Origin of the sequence: Pseudomonas sp. NBRC 111133, from assembly GCF_001320605.1 — a bacterium.
Classification (GTDB): Bacteria; Pseudomonadota; Gammaproteobacteria; order Pseudomonadales; family Pseudomonadaceae; genus Aquipseudomonas; species Aquipseudomonas monteilii.
This window is the reverse complement of the sequence record NZ_BCBJ01000083.1, coordinates 30,816-52,824: the sequence shown is the minus strand read 5'-3', so window position 1 is coordinate 52,824 and position 22,009 is coordinate 30,816. Positions and strand designations below refer to the sequence as shown.

The 22,009-nt window shown below is 62.0% G+C and carries 16 protein-coding genes and 4 pseudogenes; 13 read left to right on the top strand and 7 right to left on the bottom strand.

Going from position 1 to position 22,009, the window contains the following annotated elements:
- Together APH36_RS19595 and APH36_RS19590 are read right to left on the bottom strand one after the other, a co-directional pair.
- Entirely contained in the window at nucleotides 1-1,785 is a 1,785-nt protein-coding gene (locus APH36_RS19595) for a GMC family oxidoreductase (RefSeq protein WP_060499914.1), read from the bottom strand.
- 3 nt (nucleotides 1,786-1,788) lie between these two features.
- Complete coding sequence (locus APH36_RS19590) at nucleotides 1,789-2,538, bottom strand: gluconate 2-dehydrogenase subunit 3 family protein (protein ID WP_060499913.1); 750 nt, start codon at nucleotides 2,536-2,538, stop codon at nucleotides 1,789-1,791.
- 276 nt (nucleotides 2,539-2,814) lie between these two features.
- Between APH36_RS19590 and APH36_RS19585 the strand changes: the two genes are divergently transcribed.
- The 7 genes and pseudogenes from APH36_RS19585 (at nucleotide 2,815) to APH36_RS30995 (ending at nucleotide 12,326) form a co-directional block, all read left to right on the top strand.
- Nucleotides 2,815-3,504, top strand: coding sequence for a histidine phosphatase family protein (locus APH36_RS19585; RefSeq protein ID WP_060499912.1), 690 nt, complete (start codon nucleotides 2,815-2,817; stop codon nucleotides 3,502-3,504).
- A gap of 2 nt (nucleotides 3,505-3,506) precedes the next feature.
- Nucleotides 3,507-4,325: a phosphatase PAP2 family protein gene (locus APH36_RS19580; protein ID WP_060499911.1), complete on the top strand. Its 819-nt coding sequence runs from the start codon at nucleotides 3,507-3,509 to the stop codon at nucleotides 4,323-4,325.
- Nucleotides 4,326-4,571: 246 nt separating this feature from the next.
- Nucleotides 4,572-5,420, top strand: a complete 849-nt coding sequence (icmH, locus tag APH36_RS19575; RefSeq protein WP_060499910.1) for a type IVB secretion system protein IcmH/DotU — start codon at nucleotides 4,572-4,574, stop codon at nucleotides 5,418-5,420.
- Between the two features lie 13 nt (nucleotides 5,421-5,433).
- A complete protein-coding gene (locus APH36_RS19570; protein WP_060499909.1) occupies nucleotides 5,434-7,614 on the top strand; it encodes a type VI secretion system Vgr family protein in 2,181 nt (726 codons plus the stop codon).
- The gene (locus tag APH36_RS19565) at nucleotides 7,614-8,492 is read left to right on the top strand and encodes a DUF4123 domain-containing protein (RefSeq protein WP_060499908.1); all 879 of its coding nucleotides are present in this window, start codon (nucleotides 7,614-7,616) and stop codon (nucleotides 8,490-8,492) included. Before APH36_RS19570 ends, APH36_RS19565 begins: the two co-directional genes overlap by 1 nt.
- Before the next feature lie 10 nt (nucleotides 8,493-8,502).
- Nucleotides 8,503-11,181: a T6SS effector BTH_I2691 family protein gene (locus APH36_RS19560; RefSeq protein WP_060499907.1), complete on the top strand. Its 2,679-nt coding sequence runs from the start codon at nucleotides 8,503-8,505 to the stop codon at nucleotides 11,179-11,181.
- Nucleotides 11,182-12,326, top strand: a pseudogene (locus APH36_RS30995) (DUF6708 domain-containing protein).
- 3 nt (nucleotides 12,327-12,329) lie between these two features.
- Here APH36_RS30995 and APH36_RS32115 read toward each other — a convergent pair.
- From APH36_RS32115 to APH36_RS30985, 3 pseudogenes are all read right to left on the bottom strand, one after another.
- Nucleotides 12,330-12,791: pseudogene (locus tag APH36_RS32115) on the bottom strand (OprD family outer membrane porin); the annotation flags it as partial.
- Nucleotides 12,792-13,299, bottom strand: a pseudogene (locus APH36_RS32110) (hydroxymethylglutaryl-CoA lyase); the annotation flags it as partial.
- Between the two features lie 32 nt (nucleotides 13,300-13,331).
- Nucleotides 13,332-13,502: pseudogene (locus APH36_RS30985) on the bottom strand (LysR family transcriptional regulator); the annotation flags it as partial.
- A 246-nt stretch (nucleotides 13,503-13,748) separates the two neighbouring features.
- On the opposite strand from APH36_RS30985, the gene APH36_RS19540 reads away from it, so the two are divergent.
- From APH36_RS19540 to APH36_RS19515, 6 genes are all read left to right on the top strand, one after another.
- Nucleotides 13,749-15,077 carry a hypothetical protein gene (locus APH36_RS19540; protein ID WP_060499905.1) on the top strand — a complete coding sequence of 443 codons (1,329 nt, stop codon included), beginning with the start codon at nucleotides 13,749-13,751 and terminating at the stop codon, nucleotides 15,075-15,077.
- A 32-nt stretch (nucleotides 15,078-15,109) separates the two neighbouring features.
- Nucleotides 15,110-17,341, top strand: coding sequence for an Ig-like domain-containing protein (locus APH36_RS19535; protein WP_060499904.1), 2,232 nt, complete (start codon nucleotides 15,110-15,112; stop codon nucleotides 17,339-17,341).
- 15 nt (nucleotides 17,342-17,356) lie between these two features.
- Complete coding sequence (locus tag APH36_RS19530; protein WP_060499903.1) at nucleotides 17,357-17,830, top strand: curlin; 474 nt, start codon at nucleotides 17,357-17,359, stop codon at nucleotides 17,828-17,830.
- A 16-nt stretch (nucleotides 17,831-17,846) separates the two neighbouring features.
- Nucleotides 17,847-19,292 (top strand): curlin, encoded by a 1,446-nt coding sequence (locus APH36_RS19525; protein ID WP_060499902.1) that lies wholly within the window; start codon nucleotides 17,847-17,849, stop codon nucleotides 19,290-19,292.
- A 109-nt stretch (nucleotides 19,293-19,401) separates the two neighbouring features.
- Nucleotides 19,402-20,049, top strand: coding sequence for a DNA oxidative demethylase AlkB (gene alkB / locus APH36_RS19520; protein WP_060499901.1), 648 nt, complete (start codon nucleotides 19,402-19,404; stop codon nucleotides 20,047-20,049).
- Nucleotides 20,050-20,195: 146 nt separating this feature from the next.
- Entirely contained in the window at nucleotides 20,196-20,483 is a 288-nt protein-coding gene (locus APH36_RS19515) for a hypothetical protein (RefSeq protein ID WP_016714040.1), read from the top strand.
- A gap of 58 nt (nucleotides 20,484-20,541) precedes the next feature.
- Here APH36_RS19515 and APH36_RS19510 read toward each other — a convergent pair whose 3' ends face one another.
- Complete coding sequence (locus APH36_RS19510; protein ID WP_016714039.1) at nucleotides 20,542-20,802, bottom strand: DUF1652 domain-containing protein; 261 nt, start codon at nucleotides 20,800-20,802, stop codon at nucleotides 20,542-20,544.
- 232 nt (nucleotides 20,803-21,034) lie between these two features.
- On the bottom strand, nucleotides 21,035-21,922 hold the full coding sequence (locus APH36_RS19505) for a pirin family protein (RefSeq protein WP_060499900.1): 888 nt from the start codon (nucleotides 21,920-21,922) through the stop codon (nucleotides 21,035-21,037).
- Nucleotides 21,923-22,009: the final 87 nt, after the last annotated feature.

Sequence of the window (22,009 nt, the reverse complement as noted above, 5' to 3'; positions counted from 1 at the left end):
TCAAGCCTGGACCAGCGGGCCGGGGTTTTTCAGGTACTGCTCGCGGATGGCGCGGGCCGACCAGTAGGTCAACGCGGCCACCAGCCCGGTCGGGTTGTACCCCAGGCCCTGAGGGAACGCCGAAGCGCCCGGGACAAACACGTTATGCACGTCCCAGCTTTGCAGGTAACGGTTCAGTGCGCTGGTCTTGGGGTCGGTGCCCATGATCGCGCCGCCGTTCAGGTGGGTGGTCTGATAGCTGGCGGTGTTGAAGTGGTCTTTGACCTTCTTGCCCAGTACCGCAATGGACTTGGGATTCATCGCCTGGGCGATCTTGCTCAGCTTGTCGACCATGAACTGGTTCATCCTGATGTCGTTTTCCTGCCAGTCAAAGGTCATGCGCAGCAGCGGTTGGCCATAGGCGTCGCGGTAAGTCGGGTCCAGGTCCAGGTAATTGCCGCGGTACGACTGGTGGGCGCCATGGGCGTCCATCGATACCTGGTGGGTGTAGTAGTCGGCAGTGGCTTTCTTCCACGCGCTGCCCCATGCCGGCGTGCCCGGCGGGTTGGCGGTGCCGGCAATCGGCCGGCTGCCAGCCTGGTTCACCCACATCGGTGAGCCGCCGACGAAGCCGTGCGGGCCATGGTCGAAGTTGTCGGCGTTGAAATCGTCGATGGCGATGCCGTTGCCACCCGCGCCGATGAAATTATTGGTGTAGGTGTCCTTGTCGAAGAACGCCTTGACCGTGCCCATGTTCTGATAGGCAAAGTTACGCCCGACCACGCCTTCGTTCTTCACCGGGTCGTAAGGCTTGCCAATGCCGGAAAGCAGCATCAGGCGAACGTTATTGAACTGGAACGCCGCCAGGATCACCAACTCCGCAGGCTGCTCTACCTCGCGCCCCTGGGCATCGATGTAGGTGACGCCGGTGGCCTTGCGCTTGCTGTCGTCCAGGTTCACCCGCAGCACATGGGCATTGGGCCGCAGCTCGAAGTTGGGCACTTGGCGCAGCGCCGGCAAAATATTCACGTTGGGCGAGGCTTTGGAGTACATGTAGCACACGTACCCGCTGCAAAAACCACAGAAGTTGCACGGCCCCATCTGTGCCCCGTAAGGGTTGGTGTATGGCCCGGAGGTGTTGGCCGATGGCAGGTTGTAAGGCTTGTAGCCCAAGCTGGTGGCGGCCTTTTCGAACAACCTGGCCGACACCACGTTCTTCTGCGCAGGCAGCGGGAACGGGCTCGATCGGTCCGGCGCATAGGGGTTGCCGCCCTTCCCTTCGCCCACGACCTGGCCGTTGACGGTCCAGGCCTGGCCAGAGGTGCCGAACACCTTCTCAGCGAAGTCGAAGTACGGCTCCAGCTCCTCGTAAGTGACGCCAAAGTCCTGGATGGTCATGTCGTCGGGGATGAACTTTCGCCCGTATCGCTCTTCGTAATGGCTGCGCATGCGCAACTCGACCGGGTCTACCCGAAAGTGCACACCCGACCAATGCAAGCCCGCGCCGCCCACACCCTTGCCCGGCAAGAAAGCGCCGAGCTGACGATTGGGCAGTGCCACATCGTTCATGCTGTGGCGGACAGTGACGGTTTCTTTAGACACGTCGACGAACAGCTTCTTGCGCACGCTGTAGGTCAACTCGTCGATCACCTGCGGGTAGCTGCCTTCCGGGTAGGTGTCCTGCATCGGCCCACGTTCCAGCGCCACCACCTGCAGCCCGGCCTCGGTCAGTTCCTTGGCCATGATCGCACCGGCCCAGCCGAAGCCGACGATCACCGCATCCACTTTGTTCAACACAGTCGCCATGCCTCAGGCCCTCTCGCCGCGGATCGATACAGCCGGGAACGGGTAAGGCTCGTTGCGCTCGACCCAGTCCATGAAGTCGGCGCGGGCGCCGGGGAAGCCGATCTGGGTCCAGCCGACCATGCCTTTGTTGCCCCCATGGATCGGGTCGCAGAAAAACCCTTCGCGGGTGTTCTGCACCAGCAAGCTGAAAAACACCTTGGCCGGCACGGTGTCGAAAACCAGCTCTCCGGCCTCGATCTTGCCGAGAATACGGTCTCGGGTAGCGCTATCTTGCTCAGCAAAAACTTGCCCGGAATTGGCCTTGCACCAGCCGTCCACGGCAGCGATGCCCAGGCGGTAGATTTGCTGCGGGCTGAGCTGCAACTGATAGCCCAGCTCTGGCGCTGCGTCGGCGTTGAAAGGGCCTTGCATGTACCACTGTGCGCCAGTGGCGTACGGCGTGTTCATCTGCCGGTCGATGAATTCGGCAGCGCCGGCTTCCAGCGCGCCGGGGCCAAGCTCGTCGGCCGGAATGATGCGGGACACGGCGGCTTGCAGAAACGCCCACTCTTCGGCGCTGAAAAATGTCGGCTGATAGTTACCCGCCGGTGGCGTGGCCGGCACTTTCGCTGGCTGTTGCTGCGGTTGCGGGGCCGCAAGCAGTTGGCTGGCACCCACGCCCAGCCCTGTGCTGGCCACGGTAACGACAGGGATCAGGGTCAAGGTCTTGCGCAGAAAATCCCTGCGCGGGTTGTCTGGGGCATGCTCAGGCATTGGGAATCCTCATCGGCTTTGGGGCGGCCTTGATAAGCGCCATCTGATTTTCATTGGAGAGGTGATCTTGATAGGCCATCAAGAAGACAGCCGAATAATCTAGCGCGTTCAGAAATGTTTTGAAACCGGTTTCATGGTTGACTTCTCATCTCTGCAGCAACGCTAGAGATCTGTCGGGCCAAGGCATTTTTCACATCTGCCTCACTCTCTACCGACATCCTGCTACCTACAGTGCCGACGCTCTCGTAATGGAGCGAGCTGACTGGAGTGGCAAACATGCTGCAAGGCGTTATCGACAAATCCCCCGCCTCACACCGTGTGCAGGTATACCGGTTACCTTGGGGTACAGCGCTATTCGCAGTCTTGTGCCTGCTGTTCATCCTGGGCGTGGCAGCAGCCTGGGCGCATGCCCGCACGGCCGTCCCCAACCTGGGCAACCCGCACCACCTGCAACGCAGTGCGCTGGAGGCCGCTTGGGCAAAAGGCTCGGTGATTGTGGTGCTGCGCCATGCCGAACGCTGCGACCGGTCCAGAGGTGCCTGCCTGGGCGACCCCACCGGCATTACGGTTGCGGGCAGCCAGGTGGCCGCCGCTGTAGGCCAAAGCCTGCAACACCTTGGCCTGGCGTCATCCGACGTGTGGAGCAGCCCGGAGGTGCGCACCCGACAAACCGCACAAGCCATGTTTGGTAAAACCGTTGCCACGCAAGGCTGGCTTAACCAGTGTGACGGGCACTTTGCCGATAACGCCTTTGGCCACAAGCGGGCCGGCCACAACCTCGTGCTGGTCAGCCACAGCGGTTGCATGGAGCAGCTGGAGCAAGCGCTCCAGGTGCCCGCCAGCGCGACGTCGAACAGCTATGCCAGTGCCCTGTTCATCACCCAGGGCAGCGATGGCAAGACAACGCTGCTGGGCCAGATGGCTGCCAGTGAATGGCGCAAACTCGTTGATGCCAAGGAAATGTGAACATGCCCTCCCGCGCCGCGTTCTACCGCAATAACCTGCTACTGCCGCTGTTGCTGGCCGCTATCGTGTTCATGGCATTCGACCTCACCGAGCTCGATCGCTGGATCAGCAACCTGCTGCTCGACCCCGCCACCGGTCAGTTCCCGCTGCTGCACAATCAGTGGTTCGAGAAGGTCACCCACAAGTGGCCGCGCATCCTGCCGGACTGGACAGGTGAACTGGCCGTCATCGGCAGCTTGCTGTCGTTCATCTGGCCGCGCCTGGCCAACCGCCCCCAACTGGGCCTGACCCGGGCGCTGGAAAAAGCCCGTATCGCACCCGTGCTGCGCTTCACCACCCAACACCGGCGCGACTTGCTGTTCGTGGTTGTGGCGTTTGCCCTGAGCACGACCGTGATTCATTACCTGAAAAGCCATACCAGTGTGTATTGCCCGGTGGAGACCACACTGTATGGCGGTACGCAGGCCCGCGTTGAATGGTTCGAGAACTTCTCCTGGTGGAACAAGGCCGGCGATGGCCGCTGCTGGCCGGGCGGCCATGCCTCCAGCGGGTTTACCTTGCTGGCGCTGTATTTCGTGGCATTGCGTCATCGCTGGGCACAGGCGCGCAAGTTGCTGGCGGTCATTCTGCTGATCGGGTTCGTGTATGGCACAACACGGGTACTGCAGGGCTGGCACTATATGTCGCATACATTCTGGGCGGGGATCTTTGTCTGGCTGACAACCTGGGTAACGGCGTTGTTCTTCTATGGCCGCACCGCGTTGCAGGCGTCAGAACACAGCCCGGTCATTCATGAAGCTGCCATGGCGCAGCCCTTGTAGAGCGGCCTTGTCTCCAAGCCACGGGGATAGTGGAATCTGACAGGCACCTGTCATCCACTTAGTTGCTAATAATACTTGTAAAATAAAACTTAGCGAAACTTCCTACAGCGCTTTAGGAAGTTTCAATCTCCCCTGCCTATTGAATCCTCGTTAGTCTTCAGGCTTTCGCAAGATACTTGTGCGCGACCGCATGGAAAGTGCGGGGTCATTGCGTGAGCCTGATCTGTTAACTGACGAGGATTAAGGATGTCCAGACAGTCCGACGGCACTGACAAGCCTGTGCCCGCCATGAAAAAGCCAATTCTGCTCGAGGATATAGAGGCTGTCCAGGAGCCTCACAGCGGGGCAGGCCCTGAACACGCCACGGAACCGCTCGGCTACCCCGCCGACCCGCAGTTCCAGCTACGCGGCGGCTTTGAGAACCTGATGCTCGACGCCGCCACCCCGCTGTTCGGCCTGGCCATTCGCCTGAACACACTGGATGACCTGCCCAACATCGCCTACGTGCACAAGACCGTGCAGAACCAGGTCCGCAACATCCGCGAAGAAATCCGGCAGCACGGCTACCCCGTTGCCCAGCAGGAAGTCTACTCCTACGCCCTGTGTCTGTTCCTGGACGAGGCCGTGATGAGCCGCCCCTGGGGCAACAATTCGTGCTGGAGCCACGAGCCCCTGCTCAGCATCTTCCACGACGAAACCCAGGGCGGCGAAAAAATCTTCGTGCTGCTCGAGCGGGTCATGCAGTCGCCCAAGGAATTCCAGGATGTACTGGAGTTCCTGTACTTCTGCATTTGCCTGGGCCTGCGCGGCAAGCACGCCCTCGACCCCAAGTGTGACGACATCATCAAGGCCCTGATCTCGCGCATGCACAAGGTCATCCGCGAACTGCGCGGTCCCACCCCCGAAGCCGTCTGCGATCCCTACACCAACGTCGTCCATCGCCCCTACCGCGGGCGGCGCTGGGAGTGGCCCTGGTGGAGCCCGCTGGTGCTCTCGGCCATCGCCATGGTCTGCACCTACAGCTACTACAGCTACCGCCTCGACCTGATCACCGCCGAAGTCCTGCAATCGCTCGACGCCATCTTGCAGCAGTAGTGGGGGACGCCACATGCCTAGCCAAACCGATTTGCGTTTTACCTTCCAACCGCTGGTTGGCCGCAGCGAGTTTGAGGTGGTGTCGTTCGAGTTGGACGAGGCCATCAGCACGCCATTCCAGTTGCAGCTGGAACTGATCAGCTTCGAAGACGATGTCGACTTCGGCCAGTTGCTCGACAAGCCGGTGCTGTTCACGATCTGGCGTGGTGAGCGCCCGCTGCGCTATGTGCATGGGCTGGTCAGCACCTTCAGCCAGGGCGAAACGGGCTTTCACCGCACCCGTTACCGGGCTCTGGTCGAACCCGTGCTGGCCCGCGCGGGGCTGCGCTCGAACTGGCGCATCTTCCAGCAGAAAACCGTGCCACAGATTCTGCAGATCATGCTCGAGCGCCAGGGCATCACCGGCTACACGCTGAAGAGCATCGACAAACACGAGGTGCGCGAGTTTTGCGTGCAGGCCGGTGAAACCGACCTCGACTTCATCGCCCGCCTGGCTGCCGAAGAGGGCTTCGTCTACCGCTTCGAACACACGCCCAAAGGCCACACGCTGATCATCACCGACCGGTTGCTGGCGCTGGGGCAGATTAGCCGGGGCGCCATTCAGGCCGACGATGATGACGGCGGCTTCTTCGAGCCGGACGACATCGACCCCAACCAGGTGCTGTACCATGCCACCAGCGGCGGCAATCAGCCCAGGCCTTGCCTGCGCCGCCTGCGCTACAGCGAACAGGTGCGTACCGCCCGCCAGGTGCAGCGCGACTACACCTTCACCCACCCGGCGTACCGCCTGGAACAGCGTGCGCAGGGCAACGACCTGACGCACCAGTCCACCGCCTACGAACGCTTCGACTATCCCGGTCGTTACAAGCGTGAGGCGGTCGGCGTACCCTTCACCGCCACCCGCATCACCGCCCTGCGCCATGACGCCCGTATGGCCGAGGTGGAAGGCGACGATGTACGCCTGCAACCGGGCCTGAGTTTCACCCTGATCGAGCACCCGCGCGAAGACCTGAACCTGCATTGGCGGGTCAACCGCGTGCACCACGAAGGCGTCCAGTTCACCAGCTTGCAAGAGGAAGCCGCAGCTGCCCGGCAAGGCACACGCTACAAGCAGGACGCCGTGCTGGTCCCCGGCAGAACCGAATGGCGGCCGGCCCCGTTGCCCCGGCCGCGTATCGACGGGCCGCACATGGCCACGGTGGTCGGGCCGAAGGGCGAAGAAATCTACTGCGACCAATGGGGCCGGGTGAAAGTCAGCTTCCCGTGGGACCGTGAAAGCCAGAACAACGAGTTCAGCTCCTGCTGGGTACGCGTGTCGCAGGGCTGGGCCGGTGGCAGTTGGGGCTCGATGGCCATTCCGCGCATCGGCCAGGACGTGATCATCCAGTACGTCAACGGCGACCCGGACCAGCCGATGATCACCGGGCGCACCTACTGCGGTGATCAGTTACCGCCCTACGACCTGCCCGAACACAAGACACGCATGACCATCAAGAGCCAGACCCATAAAGGTGATGGTTACAACGAACTGCGTTTCGAGGACGAACTGGGCAAAGAGGAAGTGTTCATCCATGCCCAGCGGGACCAGAACAACATCGTCAAGCACGACGAGACCACGCAGGTGGGCAACGATCGCACCGAACGCGTCGAACGGGACGAAACGATTTCGATTGGGCAGGACCGTCTTGAAGACGTTGCCCGGAACGAGACCGTAAGCATCGGCCAGAACCGGACACATGAAGTTGGCAATGACGACAGCCTGAGCATTGGCCGCACCCACACCATCACCACAGGCAAGGACCGAATCGAACACGTCGGCAATCACCGGCAGGACCTCACCAAGGCCAACCACACGGTAGAGATCGGTGGCCATCTAGAACAAGTCGTGGCCGGTCACAGCACATTGCAGACCGGCGAGGCTATTCGGCATACCACCAAGGTTTACGACATCCAGGTCAGCGAAAGCCTGACGATCAGAAGCCCGGCAGGTCTTCTGCGAATCGACGGCGCCGGCATCACGCTGGACGGCCTTGCGCTGGACTTCAAGGGGCCGATCAGCCAGCAGGCCAAGGGCAGCCAGCGCATGACTGCCACTGCGGGCGTACCTGAGCCTGGGGAGCCGATTTGTTTGAGTTGCTTGCTCAAAGCCATCGCCGACGGCCACAACATGATTCCCATGGAGGGTGCCAGCTGATGCCCAGCCCATTTATCAGAGCAATGGTAGAAGTGCTACGCACATCCGACCGCTATCGCCTAAGTGCCGTCGTTGAAATGGCCAACCTTTCACCCCGGGCCCGGGAAACGCTGACCCAACATTACACGGGGCGCTGCTGGCCTTTGTTGCAACAAGCTCAATTCGGCAATTTACGCGCGGTAGGCCCCTGGTTGTTCGGCTCCAGGCCAGGTTCCGATGTCTCAGGCCAGTACGATTTCCAGTGGCAGCTGGAGCAACGTGCAACGGGTGCGGTGAGTGGCTGGATCGTCAGCGCGCTGCCAGCCGCCCAGCTTGTACAGCACTTGAGCCAAGCCAACTCCGTTACCGGGCCGGATGGCCACGCTTACCTGTTGCGCTACCACACCGCAGCCGTCCTGCAAGTGTTGGATACCTGCCGCGAGTTGCCTGGCGTGGCCGAGTGGTTGGCGCCCATTCATTGCTGGTGGGCCCCGGTGGCGCATCCGCACAAGAGGTTGTGGGTGCAAATCGCTGGCGGCGACCAGCCTCGCATGATCCCTGTCCCGCCCATCACCCTGAGCGAAGACTGCTGGGCAGCCTTGGCCGGCGACCCGCTGAGCTATCAACTTGCCGAAATGCTGAAGCACGAGCCGTCCTGCCCGGCCTTGACGGCTGTCTGCCACGGTACGCGGGTTGAGCTGATTCAACACCACCTGAATCAGGCCCGTGAACAAGGGCTGGACCGCGAGCAGGACTTGATCAGCTATGTGCTGATGATGGCCCGCAACGGTGAACAACTATCTGAAACGCCTGCCTGGCAAGACGCAATCGCGGCTACCCGCACGCAGCAAACACCCCTGATCGACAACGTGCAGCGATGCTTGCACGCCAAGGACTGAGGTACACAACATGGACTCGCTTACCGAAACCCTTGAGCTGTGCCGGCGCATCACCACCGGCTACCGCCCTGCCCTGCGCAACAGCCCGGTCGCCGACTGCACCCGTCGCTTCGAGCTGCTGCCCCTGCGCTACGCCGCTGTGGGCGGCAACCCGGCACAACGCGCCCGCCTGCCCAAACTGCCGGGTTATCTCAGCCCGTTCCAGGACGTGGGCGAGATGACCCACTCCAGCTACGCTATCCGCCCCTTGCGTGAAGGTTTTCTTTACCTGCTGATCAAGCGCCACAGCGCAGATGCCTACGAATGGCACAGCCAGTACCGCGTGGCACCCAACGGGTCACTGCAGTACATCAGCGCCGACGCACCGTGGGCGCCCGCTCCCCTCACTGGTAATCTGGATGAGATCATCCGCAGCTTCGGCTGGACCATCACCCTCTACGACCTCGACGACATCCAGGAACTGCGTCCGCTGTTCAGCCCTTCCCCCCTCACCCCGCGCCTGCTCGACAACTACCGCCTGCTCGAAGACGAATACCGCAACAGCCTGCCCGCCATTGATATCGCCCGCTTCATCCAGCCCTCCGACGCCCCGCCGCAGCCCCATGTGCTCAAGCACGACCAACTGAACTGGGTAGCCGACTTCAAGGCCCGGGACGATGCCGACCTGCAGGCGCTGCTGGACCGGCAACCCTTCAACAACGACCAGATCGTCTCACCCCACGCCTCACGCCAGGCCCTGGCGCCGCCAGTGAACCAGACCAAACCCCGTGGCGCCGCCATCGTGATCGAAGACGCCATCGGCATTACCCAGGAGCTCAACGCCTGGCGCAATGCCGCGGTCGATGATGTGAAAACGAAATGGCTGGAACGCACCGTGGAACCCGGCGTGGACAACGAGCGCAAGCTGCTGGTGGCGCAATCGTTTCTGGAGATCGAAAAGCTCTACCCGCAGATGGTGACCGAGCAGATCGTCAAGCGCGAAGTCATGGCCGAGCAAGTGCGCAACCAGCCTCACCTGCATGCGGAGATCTACGCTTTTTCCGAACGGGCCAGGCAGCAAGCCGACGCCCATGACGAACGCATGAAGCCGCACATGGCGCAGTTCGAGCGCGACATCCGCGCCAAGGTCCAGGCGCGCCAGGACGCCGGCGAATTCAGCAAGAAGTTCGACCAGAAATACGGCCACCTGGTAGACCGCCAGGCCATGCACGATCAGCTCGACGCGTTCGAGCAGGCCATGCAACAGGCCCAGCAAGCCGCCGAAGACCGCGCCAAGGACCACGCCCGCTGGGTGATCAGCGAACGCTTGCTGCAAGCCCTGGACCGCTATGACAACGTCGACCTGATCAGCGGCCTGGCCTTTGCCGAGCAGACCGGCCAGTGCGTGATCGGCATGGAACTGAGTGACTGGGGCACGAAAGTGCTGGACCACTGGTGGCGCAGTGACGTGGCGGACCGGGGCAACCTGGCGATGCGCGGCATCAGCTACAACCAGGACGACATCCGGGAAGAGCTGGCGGCGCTGATTGAGGCCGCCAAGGCGGAACCGCCCTCGGAGTTCAACTACACGCTGGCCGAAGGCCTTGCCAAGCGCGCACACGCGGCAGCGAATGCCTTCGGGCGTATCAACTCGCTGTACGAGGAACTGCAAAAGCAGAACAACAGCGCCAGCATCGGCTTGTATGGATGGTTCGTCGCGCTTGGGCGCCAGGTCCTGCGTAGCGGAGCCCCGAACAGTGCAGACCGAGCGTTGCACCATGGCCTGCGCCTGGCGTTGTTTGCTTCGGTACATGAAACCGCTGTCGACGTACGCCTGAGTGAAGCTGCACGTAGCGGGCAACCGATTAGTTCTCAACGCAGCGGTGGCCAGATTGCACGCTTTCTGGACCAAGCCTGGGCTGAAAGCCTGATGCAGGCAGACGGCAAGAAAAGTGACTTCTACAAAGTGCGTGCCGCCAGCTTGGTCTGCCTGCTGGAAGGCATGCTGATGGCATTCAAGGCTCGCGAACTGCCCGACAGTGATGCGCGGGTGAAGACTGAACTGTTGGCGGCCGCGATGACCACGGCAGCGGCAGGCTTTGAAGTCGGAGCCAGCTATGTGGACCAGGTGGTAGCCCGATACGGCGCTAAGAGTGTGACCGGGAAAGGGGCAGCAGCGACATTGGGAAGGTTGAAACTATGGGGCGCTGGATTGGCGGGTATCGGAGGTTCGCTGCTAGCGTGGTGGGATTTCACTGATTCAGTTGAGCATTTCAATAGTAGCCAGAGTGGCGCTTCCAAGCAGGCTGAAAAAAAATCCAGACTCTTAGCCGCTACGTATTTTGTAAGAGGGATGGCCACAATAACCCTTTCGCTGGCAGAGTTAGGGACAGCAGTTGCGATTGCAAAGCCTCTCTTCGACTACCTCTCTCAAAATGCCAAAACCAAGCTGGCAAGGATGCTATCCACGTCCTTGGGAGCGATCGCAGAAAAACTCGGCACACAAGCTGCTCGTTTATTACTCGCTCGTCTAATTCTTGGCACTTTCTGGGTCAGCCTGGCTCTGACTGTAATAATTTACATATTTGAGGACGATGCTTTGGAAAAGTGGTGCAAGCGCAGCACGTTCCGCCTTGCAAAAAACTCAAAGCCTTTTGAAGATCTTGAAGAACTGAAGACCCTGCACTCGGCATTCAGCGAGGTATTGTAAATGTATTTGATCGAATGGGGTTTTTGGAGAATGACCAAAGAGTCCAAGGCTGAGCGAGAAGCATATGAAGCAGAACTGACATCGAAAGAAAAGTGCGGGAATAAAGACTTCTATGAGGGCGATTTGCAGGAAGAAATGCATTTCCAGTCCGTCAGTGAAAAGCCTTGCGCAAGAGGCCCCCTGTTCGCTTTTAACGACATCTTCTTGGAAGTTCGCTGTGGCGGTTCAGAAGAAAAACGTGGTCTAATTACGCTCGCAACGCTCGGCGCTATCGCCCCGGCCATTGCTGTCGGACTATACATCACCTTTGGTTTTATATGGATGGATATTACGGATCCTGAGGGGCGATCCGTAGTCACGCTCCTCAGCACAGTTATAATGCTCTCAGTTTCCTCGACCATACTCTACCTTTACTCGAAGTATGGAATTCATCTAACCCGACTGGAAATGCTTACGAGCCGCGCCGCCACCTACTCATTCGCTTCAATCGAGTAACTCAACAAGTTTACCTCCATAGACCGAAATACTGTGGCGGAATCGTAACCTTCCCATGGAGAACAACCGGAAGTACTGCCATTGACCCAGAAGATGACTCACTCAGCGTGGGCATGCGACTCGGCCTGGTCTGGCACCCCAGCCGCACGGGCCTCCCGCACATGGAGATGGCCCTGCTCGGCAAACAAGGCCAAGGCGGCAGTGAACTCCGCGACGAGTGGGAGTTCATCCGCCGCTACATGGAAGAAGGCCCGCACGCCGTCCCCCGCCCTCGCCTGAGTACCCAGCTACCCTCACCCATCCAGGCCTTCAGCGCCCAGTTCGAAGGCCTTGGCCGCTTCTTCCGCAAGAGCAGCTGGCTGTTCAAAGTCGTCCTGCTCATGGTCTGGCCCGCCTTCGTCATCGTAGGTACCGGCCATTGGCTCAGCCTGCTGCTGTGCTGGCGACCACGCTGGCCAAAGGTGATCCGCGAGGCAGGTATGCCTGGCAAACCCGTTCCACCGGTGACGACCCTCAGCGACTACCCGCCCGCCATTCAAGAGCGCCTGCTCGCCAACGCAGATCGCTGGCAGCTCAAGCCTGGCAAGCGTCCGGAGAAAAAACCACGCAAACCGCGTACGGCGAAGTCAAAGGGTGCTCCGACCCCATGACGTTCAAAATTCGAACGTGTACCCCACAACCACCCGGTTCTCATCCGCCGCATCGGCAAAGTTCGAGCGCATGCTCGCATTTCGCCAACGTAGCGACACATGCCTGAGTGGCCCCGACTGCACCACGTAGGTGATATCCGTGGTGCGCTCCCACTCCCGCCCTTCTCCATCGCCTGCCGCCAGCGCCCTGCCCTTCGCGCTGGTTATACGCTGAGGCTTCACCTGATCGCCCTTCACATAGCGCACATTGAGCGTAAGCCCCGGGATACCCAAGGCGGCGAAGTTGTAGTCATAGCGCAGCATCCACGCACGCTCGTTGGCCAGGGCAAAGGTGCTGACCTGCTGTTCACTGAACAGGTAGGTATCGGTACCGCCCACATAGGCATACGCCGTGTCACCGCTCACCTTCTGATAACCACCGCTGAACGTGTAGCCCTGAATGCTGTAGCCGACGTTGGTGCTGAGGGCGAAGTCGAGCGGCAATCCGGCGCGGGCAATGCAACCGTAAAGTGGTTCGTCCGGCAGCGCTTCGCTCAGTACCCGGCGCGACGCGATCAGCGCAGGCAGGTCGATCCCCGTGTCGTAGCCCATGCCCTGCAGCATGAACACCAGGTCTTCGGTGACGGTATTACCAGACGCACCAGGGGCAAACGGGCAGCCTCCCAGGCCAGCCAGCGAGGCGTCCAGCTCGCGGATGCCCTGTTGCACTGCAACCAGGCTGTGGCCAGGCTGTGTGCCATGCTGACCGATACCGGGGCGACGATGCGGTGGGCGCCGGACTCAAGCGCGTCCCGGGCACCACGCAGGTTGGGGGCCAGCACGGTGACGTGCAGGCCCGGGTATGTGAGGGCATGAGCCACCACAACGAGGCGACTTCCATGTGGCGCACGCCAGCGACGTAGGCGGCGTCGATCCAGCGGCGCTTGGCGGCCGTCGGCATGATTGCCTGCAGGCTCTGCAAGCCATCGCGCATGTCGACTTCTCAGCCTGGATCAGCGGGTTTTACAGCATGAACGCCGAGGTTTCTTCGGGCAGGAACTCCATGATCGAGGACACGTTTGCCAGTACCCGCACATGGCCACGTGCCCCTTCGGCGTATTCGCTAAGTTCGCTGTCCAGGCGCTCCATGGCGCGGGTCATTTCCCGGGCATGTCGCAGCAGGGCCAGCCCTGCCGGGGGAAGGCCGGTGCACTGTAGCAAAGTTGGGACTGCACCCGCCTATCGGGTCGCAAAGGCCTCCCCCCAATCCCCAATCCTGGGGAAGGCTGCCCACCGTCAACAGCGTGTGAAATGCCCCGCTTAGATACTGGATCCCTTGTGCCGTAGGGCCTGCAAGGCAGTTTCCAGCTTTTGGCACAGCTCTTGCCGATCTCCTCCCAGACGCCCCAAGTTCATGGGCCCGTTTGCAGGAGGAATAGACTCATGCACCGACCGATACCCCACCCGCTGGCAGTGGCGATTTTCGCCGGCATGCTCCAGCTCCCGGCGCAGGCTGCCTTGAACGCTGTCGACCCAGGCGCCTACGTCCCCGCCAACGGCGGCTTCCCAGCCTGGTACCAGGACAGTCACGGTCGTACCCTCGACCTGTGCCTGACCAAGGCGGTCAGCTCCAGGGTTGCCGGCGCACCCGGCGCACCGGCGTACATGTGTACGCTGCTGCCCACGCCGGGCGTGTTCGACGATACGCAACCTATTGTCTTCCCCACCAACTTCCCTGACGAAGCGTTCTGGTTCACTGCAGACGCCGCCATCGTCGACGCCGCCCGCGGCATCGACCTCAGCTACGGTACCGCGATCGAAGCGGCATTCGCCGCCGAAGAGCCGGTCGAGGGTGACCAGGTCAGCTTCGCCCGGGTGCGCATCCGGGTCGATGTACCTACCGCTGGCACCTACGTGGTCACCCACCCCTACGGCGTCGAAGTGTTCGACGTGCCCGCCGCCGGCCGCCGGGCGATCAACATGACCCGCGACATCGGCATTGCCGGCGCAGGCGATTTCACCGGCGCGCTCAAGGGCGATGTCGGGCCGTTCCTGCGCAGTGTCAACGGCCCCTACACCGAAGGCAGCGAGCGCTTCATCGGTGACCCGAACCTGGATGAACGGGTAACCGGCAGCCCGTTCAATACCAACTTTGTACGCATCGAAGGTCCCGGTGGCATCGACCTGCGTACCGAGCTGTTCTCGATATCCGGCAAGCTCTCGACCGTCGCCCTGCCAACCCCGCTGATGCCACAGCGCAGTACCTATTCGCGGCACGCCGAAAACGGCAACCTGCGCGCCCAGCAAGACATTTTCGTGATGGCCCCGCCACCACCGGCCAGCGTCAGCCTGACCAGTCAAACACCCAGCCTGAACCTCACCGAGGCCAACGGCACCGGTGCCTGGTATGCACAGTCGGCCCTCAACCCGGCGGCAGGCAGCATCCTGACGCTAACCGCCGACAACAGCGTGGCGATCCCGACCAGCAGCCTGACAACCCGCAATGTGCCGCTGACCGACCTGGTGACCATTACCCAGGCCCAATACCGCCTGTCCACGGGCGAACTGACCCTGGTGGCCAGTACCAGCGACGAAACCACCCCGCCAGTGCTGACCGCACACACCGGCAACGGCACGTTGATCGGCAACCTTGGCGGCACCGGCGCCGTGAAAACGTTGAGCATGACCCTCTCGCCCATCCCGCCGGCCAAGGTGCAGGTCACCAGTGCCAATGGCGGTAGCGACACCGAAGACGTGGTGCTGGTGCCATGAACAGACAAAGGCTCAGCCTTCAAGGAGGCCGCATGAACACTTGGTCGCGCCGTGCGCTGTTCGCCGCCGGTTTTTCCCTCACCGTTACCAGCGCCGCCTTCGCTGCGCTGTCTGAAGTCGACCCAGGGCCTTACACCTTCGCCACGGGCGGCTACCCCATGTGGTACAAGGACAGCCTCAACCAGTCGCTGGAGCTGTGCCAGTCACGCGCCACCAGCACCCGGGTACCCGGCCCCCCCGCCGCGCCATCCTACATGTGCACGCTGCTGCCAGAGCCCGGCATCTACGACGATGCACTGCCGCTGGTATTCCCCGACAACTGGCCGCCAGAGATGTTCTGGTTCCTGGCCGAGGCCACCATCCCGGCAGTCGGCAACAGCGGCTATGAACTGGATGCCTACGTTGCCGGCCTGGAAGCGGCCTTTGCCGCCGAAAACCCGGTAGACGGCGACCAGCAGAGCTTCGCCCGCATTCGTATCCGCGTCTCGGTGCCACGCGCCGGTACCTACACCATTACCCACCCCTATGGTGTGGAAACGGTCAACGTCACCACGCCAGGCCGGCGGGCGATCAACATCACCCGCGACATCGGCATCGGCGCACCGGGCAACTTCACCGGGGCACTCAACGGTGCACTCGGGCCATGGCTGCGCGGGGTTGGCGGCCCTTATACCGAGGTCAACCCGGATACCGGCGCCACTGAAACGTTCATCGGCGATCCGAATCGCCCGGAAGCCGTGGTCGGCAGCCCGTTCAACACCAACTTCATCCGCATCGACGGCCCGCCCGGGCGCATCGAGACCGCACTGTTCACCGTTTCGGGCAAGGTGCTGGACCAACGCGCGCAAACGCCGGTCACGCTGGAGCGAGCCACCTATTCGCGCAACGGTGGCGGCACCCGTGTAGAAGTGTTCGCCAAGGCTCCGAGAGAGGCCAGCCTGTGCATGCGCAATGGCCTGGCCTTGATCGGCACGCCCCCTTCGCCTTGCGAGTTCAATCTGACGGCGGACAACAACGGCCTGTTCTTCAGCCAGCAACTTAGCCAGGCCGTACCGCCTGCGGTGGTGGTGGTTACCGCCAGCAACAGTGCTGGCGGCACCCAACCGACCGCGCTGTCGAGCAAGCTGACCGATGTGGTCAAGGTCAGCACTGCACGCTATGACTGGGCCAACAAACGCCTGCTGATCGAGGCCAGGTCCAGTGATGAGGTCGTCATCCCCGACATGCTCGCCCAAGGCTACGGCCGCATGTCGAAAGCAGGCACGCTGCAAAGCATCACGGTCAACGATGTGGCGCAACCGCCGGCCACCGTTACGGTCAAGTCTGCCCACGGGGGCAGCGATGTAGAACCGGTGATCGTGGTCGGCAACGCACCGGTTGAAGCGGCCAACCAGCCGCCGCTGGCCCAGGCCGATGTTGGCAGCACCAGTGTCGGTGTGCCCATTACCCTCAATCTGCTGCAAAACGACAGCGATCCGGACGGCAACGTGCCGCTGACCATCAGTGACCTCACCCAACCAGGCACCGGCCTTGGCGGCGTGGTGCTCAACGGTACCACCTCGGTCACCTACACCCCGCCAGCCGGGGCTACGCAACCACTGGTGGCCACCTTCAGCTACCGCGCGGTGGACGCCAAGGGCCTGAAGTCGGAACCGGCTACGGTCACCATCAACGTTGCACCCAACCAGGCACCCACCGCCAACCCGGAAACGGTCGCCACCCTGGGCGTGCCTTTGACCATCAACGTGCTGGCCAACGACACCGATCCGGAAGGCAACGTGCCGTTGGCTGTTGCGGCCGTCACACAACCGGCGGTAGGCCGAGGCACTGTCAGCACCGATGGCACCACGGTGACCTACACCCCACCGGCCACGGTAACCGCAGCCTTCACCACCACCTTCACCTACCAGGCAAGTGACTCGCTGGGGGCGCTGTCCACCCCGGGTACGGTCACCGTCAACGTGTCGCCACGGCCAGCCGCCGAAACCTTCGCGGTTACGGCAGCCACCGTCACGGCACGCTCCAACAACCGTTACAACTGGGATATCAGCGGTACCTCATCGGTTACCACGGGCAACGTTGTCACGGTCCGGGTCACCACCACCACCGGGGTGCAGACGCTGGGTACCACCACAGTGCCGGTTAACGGCCGCTGGCGCCTGGCCGTCAGCAACAGCACCACGATAGTCCCGACCGCCGCGCCGACGGCAACCATCACCACCAGCCCGGGTACTACCCGCACCGTCAACGTGGTTGTGCAGTAAAGGCGGGGAAACGCCATGAAACGCCTGTATCCACTGCTTCTCAGCCTGGCCCTCGTGGGCCAGGCCAGCTGGGCCGACGACCTGATGGACAATGCCGACCTTGCGCCCGGCAACGACCTCGGTGACCCGGTGATCATCCGCCTGCTACCGGTCGGTGCCGGTCAGGCTGCGGTGATCGAGCAGCAAGGGTCGGGCAACCGCGCCGCCCTCGACCAGAACGGCCAGGCCCTGCTGGGCCGCATCGTCCAGGCCGGCGGTACGCAGGAAGCGTACATCTTGCAGGAAGGCAGTGACCTGATGGCCAGCATCAGCCAACAGGGAAATGGCAACAGCGCATCGATCCGCCAGAGCGGCAGCAGCAACAGCGCAGCCATCGAGCAGATCGGCAACGACAACAGCGCCAGCATCGTGCAGTCCGGCTCGGGCCTCAACAGCTCCGTGACCCAGGCCGGCAATGGCCAGCATGTTCAGATCACCCAATACCGATAGACCTGGAGGCACCACCATGTACAAGCTCGCTCCGTTAAGTGCCGCTATCGTCCTGGCCCTCGCTGGTCAGGCCATGGCTGCTGACAGCACCTCGTCCCAGACCCAGGACGGCAAGGAAAACATCGCCGAAGTCAGCCAGACCCAGGCGTCTTTCGCTTCGGCCACCCAGAACCAGACCGGCAAGGGCCACAATCACCTGGCCGTGCAAACCGAAAGCACCAGTGATATCCAGCAGAGTGCCACCGGCCAGTACAACGCCGGCTATGCCGAGCAGTTGTTCGAAAATGGCAGCCGGATCAAACAGCAAGCCGCAGGCAGCTACAACGACGCTTTCGCCAGCCAGTCGGTGGGGCTGAACAACGAATCGCTGCAAACCCAGCAAGGTGTCGGTAACAAATCCACCGTGTGGCAGGACAGCCAGGAAGGCAGCAAAGCCACCACCTGGCAATCCGGCCAGCGCAACGAGGCCTTCATCGAACAGACCTTCGGTGGCAGCAACAACCGCAGTACCGTCAACCAGACCGGCCAAGACAACTACGCCACCGCCGAGCACCTGAACCATGCCGACGGCGACATCCAGGTCTACCAGGATGGCCACGACAACTGGGCTTACGGCGACCAGCGCGAAGGTACCGGTGGCACCATTGGCATTGGCCAATACGGTGGCGGCAACTCGGTTGAAGTGTGGCAGGACACCCAGATTGGCAGCCAGGCTTCCGTGGTCCAGACCGGCCAGTCCAACGAAGGCTATATCGACCAGAGCTTTGGCATGAGCAACAAGGTCAGCCTGTCGCAGCAAGGCAACGCCAACGCCAGTTGGTCGGACCAGTTCGAGACCAACAACTCGACCACCACCATCACCCAGACGGGTAACAACAACCTGCATTTCACCTATCAGAATGGTGAAAACCTCAACCTGACCATCAATACCAAAGGCAATGGCAACAGCATCACCGCCAGCAACTGGAAAGGCGCCAAGATGGGCGGCCAGTTCGGCACCAATCAGCACGCCACCATCAACCAGAACGGCAACGGCAACGGCGTCAACCTGACCCAGAACGGATCTGACCATCTGGCCACATTGACCCAGACGGGTAAAGGCAACCAGATGCAGACCAAGCAGGCCGACAGCAACAACGAGCTGTATTTCGATCAGAACGGTACGGACAACATCCTGATCGCCGACCAGCGCGGTACCGACAACTACGCCTACGGCAACAGCCAGGGTACTGGCAACACCATCACGCTGGACCAGTCCGGGTACAGCAACCAGAGCTATACCAACCAGCTGTACGGTAGCGGCAACGAAGCCACCATCAAGCAGACTGACAGCATCAACGTCGCTTACGTGACCCAGGGAGGCCAGGGCAACAAGGCGTACGTCGACCAGAGCGGTATCGCCCAAACCGCCACCATCACCCAGCTGGGCAGCGCGAACCTGGCCACCGTGACCCAGAAGTAAACGACTCCCCCCTTGAACCGCGGTGCTCCTCTCCCTGGTGCCGCGGTTCCTTTTTCTCGATTGCACATGCCGGGATACAATGCCGTAACCCTTGAACCTGTGCAGTGCCATGATCCAGTCCGACCTCGATCTGTTCGGCCCTCAGCCACAACGCCTGGCCAGCCATACCGTGCTGCTGCCCGGCTTCGCGCTGGGCGAAATCGAACCCCTGCTGGACGCTTTGCGCCCGGTACTGCGCGCCGCGCCGTTCCGGCACATGCGCACACCGGGAGGCCTGCACATGGCCGTCGCCTTGACCAATTGCGGCGCACTGGGTTGGGTAAGTGATGAACACGGCTATCGCTACAGTGCCACCGACCCGCTCAGCGGCAGGCCCTGGCCCGCCTTGCCCCCGGTGATACTGAGCCTGGCCACCCGCGCTGCGGCAATGGCCGGTTTCGAGGGTTTTATCCCCGACGCCTGCTTGGTAAACCATTATCTGCCCGGCACCCGCCTGAGCCTGCACCAGGACCGCAACGAGCAGGACTTCAGCCAGCCGATCGTGTCGTTGTCGCTGGGGTTACCGGCCGTTTTTCTGCTGGGGGGCCTGCAGCGCGCCGACAAGACCCAGCGCGTACCCCTGAGCCATGGCGATGTGTTGATCTGGGGCGGCGAAGACCGCTTGCGCTTTCACGGGGTGCAGCCCATCAAGCCCGGCGTGCATCCGCGCATGGGCGAGCGGCGGATCAACCTCACGTTGCGCAAGGCCGGTAGCTGACACAAACACGATGAACGTGCATGAAACACGTTGAACATCTTGGTCTGGCAAGCTTCAAACAATAAGCCGCGTTCTCACACCCAGGAGCCTGCCATGCCGTACTTGCCTTGCCCGATGCCCCCACACGACTCATCAGCCGCACGCTCATGAAAATGCCCGGCCGTGCACCCAATGCCTCGCTGCAACTCGATTACGTGCGCGACACCCTGTTTGGCCCGGTGGCGCAAAGCGTGGAGTGCCAGTGCCAACTCGCCGCGCTCAACCTGCAGGGCCGGCCAGCGTTGCGTTTGCACATTTGTCCGCCACTGCCCGACAAGGTCGACCGAGCCCACAGCGTGGCATTCGTTTGGGACGGGCGCAGTTACCACGGTGTCGTACGTGACCAAGGCAAGTGCGGGGATGGGGGTTTGAACCTGTTGCTGGAGCTGCAGTAGGCCGGATAACGCAAATACACCCGGCCAGCTCAAGCCGGCCGGGTATACATCGGCTCACTCAGGCAATGGCCTTAAGTGGCACCGGGTGGCTGTCACGCAGCGCGTGCAGCTGCCCCACCAGGTGGACCAGGTCACGGCAGCTGTTGAGGCTTTGCAGCGGGACCCCGCTCAGGGTCACGCCCTCGTCGAGACTCTGACCCTGACCCAGGCGGATGGTCAGGTTGGTGCCATCCAGGCAGCTGACTTCACAGCGATCAGGCAAGCAGGCCTGCTCGATCAACTGCCGCATCTCTAGCATCGAAACTCCAATCAACGACATGGTACGACCCTCTCTGTGGGATGGTCTGTTGTGTGGAATTACGCCTTTGTGAGGCGAGGCGCCAATTGATATTGCGCATGCCGGGGCAGGCGTCCATGCGCCGGGGCAATGATGATGCGGGGAATCCCTTAGCACCTTAGTGGAAGATTGCCAGCAGGGGCCGTGTGTTCGATCGCAATCGCACACTAGGCGACGAGTGGTCTTGGCAGCGTTCAGTATGGCGGGCTACCGCTCAGTGCGCCGCATCACGACGCGCATCCTGCATCTGCCCAAACCGCCCGGCATGGAAGTCGTCGAACGACTCGGCAATTTCCGCCTGGCTATTCATCACGAACGGGCCATAACCGACGATCGGCTCATCGATAGGCTCGCCACTGAGCAGCAGCACGCTGGCACCTTCCAGCGCTTCGACCGTTACATCCTCGCCACCCCGGTCCAGCAGCACCAGGCTTGAGGGCCCGGCTTCGCGCTCACCGTTGACCTGCACGCTACCGCGCAACACCACCAGCGCCGCGTTGCACCCGGCGGCCACCGGCAGTTGCAGGGCTACACCGGCGTTCAGCCGCAGGTCCCATACATCCATGCGGGTGAACGTCCGCGCAGGGCCGGTATGCCCACGGTAGCTACCGGCAATTACCCGTAAGCTACCGCCCTCGCCGTCCAGCGTGACTTCAGGGATGTCCTGCGCCAGCAACGTCTGGTAACCGGCCGCTGCACGCTTGTCTCGCGCCGGCAGGTTGACCCACAGCTGCACCATCTCCAGCGTACCGCCACTGCGGGCAAAGCCCGGGGAATGGAACTCTTCATGGATGATGCCGTTGGCTGCGGTCATCCACTGCACGTCGCCAGGGCCGATCAGGCCGCCAGCGCCCGTGGAGTCACGGTGCTCCAGTTCGCCCTGGTAGACGATGGTGACCGTCTCGAAGCCGCGGTGCGGGTGCTGGCCAACGCCACGCCGTGCGTTGGTGGGGCTGAAGTCATGGGGCCCGGCGTAGTCCAGCAGCAGGAATGGGCTGATTCGGCTGGCCAGGTTGTCGTAGGTGAACAGGCTGCGCACCGGGAAGCCGTCACCCACCCAATGGGCGTGCGGGCTGCGGTGGATACCCAGAATCTGTTTCATGAGAAGGCTCCTCTCTTGGCTGAGTTAACCTTATCAATGACGACAATCTGGCGGTAGCCAGCTGAATTGGCATGCATCGTTCCATGC

Coding starts and splice junctions, on each gene's coding strand:
- APH36_RS19595 (WP_060499914.1), bottom strand. CDS start 1,785: ATGGCGACTGTGTTGAACAAAGTGGATGCGGTGATCGTCGGCTTCGGC.
- APH36_RS19590 (WP_060499913.1), bottom strand. CDS start 2,538: ATGCCTGAGCATGCCCCAGACAACCCGCGCAGGGATTTTCTGCGCAAG.
- APH36_RS19585 (WP_060499912.1), top strand. CDS start 2,815: ATGCTGCAAGGCGTTATCGACAAATCCCCCGCCTCACACCGTGTGCAG.
- APH36_RS19580 (WP_060499911.1), top strand. CDS start 3,507: ATGCCCTCCCGCGCCGCGTTCTACCGCAATAACCTGCTACTGCCGCTG.
- icmH (WP_060499910.1), top strand. CDS start 4,572: ATGTCCAGACAGTCCGACGGCACTGACAAGCCTGTGCCCGCCATGAAA.
- APH36_RS19570 (WP_060499909.1), top strand. CDS start 5,434: ATGCCTAGCCAAACCGATTTGCGTTTTACCTTCCAACCGCTGGTTGGC.
- APH36_RS19565 (WP_060499908.1), top strand. CDS start 7,614: ATGCCCAGCCCATTTATCAGAGCAATGGTAGAAGTGCTACGCACATCC.
- APH36_RS19560 (WP_060499907.1), top strand. CDS start 8,503: ATGGACTCGCTTACCGAAACCCTTGAGCTGTGCCGGCGCATCACCACC.
- APH36_RS19540 (WP_060499905.1), top strand. CDS start 13,749: ATGCACCGACCGATACCCCACCCGCTGGCAGTGGCGATTTTCGCCGGC.
- APH36_RS19535 (WP_060499904.1), top strand. CDS start 15,110: ATGAACACTTGGTCGCGCCGTGCGCTGTTCGCCGCCGGTTTTTCCCTC.
- APH36_RS19530 (WP_060499903.1), top strand. CDS start 17,357: ATGAAACGCCTGTATCCACTGCTTCTCAGCCTGGCCCTCGTGGGCCAG.
- APH36_RS19525 (WP_060499902.1), top strand. CDS start 17,847: ATGTACAAGCTCGCTCCGTTAAGTGCCGCTATCGTCCTGGCCCTCGCT.
- alkB (WP_060499901.1), top strand. CDS start 19,402: ATGATCCAGTCCGACCTCGATCTGTTCGGCCCTCAGCCACAACGCCTG.
- APH36_RS19515 (WP_016714040.1), top strand. CDS start 20,196: ATGAAAATGCCCGGCCGTGCACCCAATGCCTCGCTGCAACTCGATTAC.
- APH36_RS19510 (WP_016714039.1), bottom strand. CDS start 20,802: ATGTCGTTGATTGGAGTTTCGATGCTAGAGATGCGGCAGTTGATCGAG.
- APH36_RS19505 (WP_060499900.1), bottom strand. CDS start 21,922: ATGAAACAGATTCTGGGTATCCACCGCAGCCCGCACGCCCATTGGGTG.